The sequence below is a fragment of the Vibrio sp. 1978 genome (assembly GCF_033344345.1).
In genome coordinates this window covers 1-1,517 of sequence record NZ_JAWPOP010000084.1, presented here as the reverse complement: position 1 = coordinate 1,517, position 1,517 = coordinate 1, and the positions used below count along the sequence as shown (strand labels likewise).

Here is a 1,517-nt window from a genome sequence, read left to right as displayed (position 1 = left end):
CGGCAGAACCTACTTTATGGCAGCGAAAGATTCGTTAGTTATTCCCATTCGTAAAGCGATTCCAGATAAAAATGGCGTAGTACAAGCGGTAATGACGGCTGGCTTTAACATGAATACGTCGTCAGTGTTTCGTAACGACATTCATGCTAATGAACACAATCGCGTGTCCCTAATTAGAAACGACGGCTACCTTACGTTTAGCTCATCTGAAGACACCACGATCAAGGACTATCAAAAGCCCGCCGATGATTTAAATAAACAAGCCTTATTGGATCAAATCCAGCAAGACTACGGCTGGGATACAGACCAAGTAAAACAGCTAACCCGAGCAATCAATGTCGTCGTCGACACCCAACGTTTGAATGAATTAATCACACTCAAATACCTTCCTGATTATGGGTTATGGGCGGCGTCGTCGACCGATTTGGGCTTCATCAAGCGCGGCTTTTACAGCCAATTTGCGTTTTACTGCATCGTCTTTCTGATCGTTCAAGCAGCGTTTTATGCGCTGTTTCGCTCAATCGCAAACAATGAACACGAAACCAAAGAGCGTTTGCTTTACCAAGCTTGTCATGATCATCTAACTCGCCTACCTAATCGTGAATATTTGCGTTCCAACATTCAACGTTGGATGTGTGGCAGCAGTAACCCGTTCACCTTAATGTTCATTGATATCGATAACTTCAAATCGGTCAATGACACACACGGCCACGAATTTGGTGACGAAGTTCTAAAACAGATCTCGACTCGCCTTAACCACTTTTCGGGCGAAGGTCGTTTGATCGTCCGTGAGGCAAGCGACGAGTTCATCTTTATCGTTAATCGAACTGATGAAGAGACCATCAAAGATCTAGCAAGCGAGCTGATTCAAACGCTTTCCAAACCATATAACGTTAGCGATAACCAGTTTCTGCTCAGTTGCAGCATTGGGATTGCGTTCTACCCAATGCACGGCGACAACTTAGACGCGCTGCTGCTTTCTGCAGATATCGCCATGTATCAAGCGAAGAAACAGCGTAATGCGTACAGTCTGTTTAATCAGGAGATGCAAGCAAGTCATCTGCATAAGATGAAAGTCGAGCAACGTCTGAGGCTTGCGATTGAGAAGCAAACGCTGTTTATGGCCTATCAACCGCAGTTAAACATCAATGGCGAGATTTATGGTGTTGAGGCGCTTGTTCGTTGGGAAGACGAGGAACTGGGCAAAGTACCACCTAACGAATTTGTTCCTGTCGCTGAAAGCTCAGGTTTGATGGTGCGATTGGGTGAGTTGATCATCGAAAAGAGCCTTGAAGATATGGGCTTACTGACAACCCATCTTGCTACCCCAATTCAGATGTCGATCAATATTTCCGTCAAGCAGTTCCTACACGCCAAATTTATAGAGCGCTTGATGGCGGCGATGGACAAATACCATCTTGATTGCAATAGAATCACGTTAGAAATTACCGAGAACTTGTTTATCGAAGATCTAGAAAAGTTCTCTCCGACTTGCGAGCGCTTGCACGCTTTGGGCT

Annotated in this window: 1 protein-coding gene; it reads left to right on the top strand. The window is 45.1% G+C overall.

All coding sequences use genetic code 11. From position 1 onward, the window contains the following. On the top strand, positions 1-1,517 hold a 1,517-nt coding region (locus R8N49_RS24605; RefSeq protein ID WP_318190156.1), incomplete at both ends, for a putative bifunctional diguanylate cyclase/phosphodiesterase.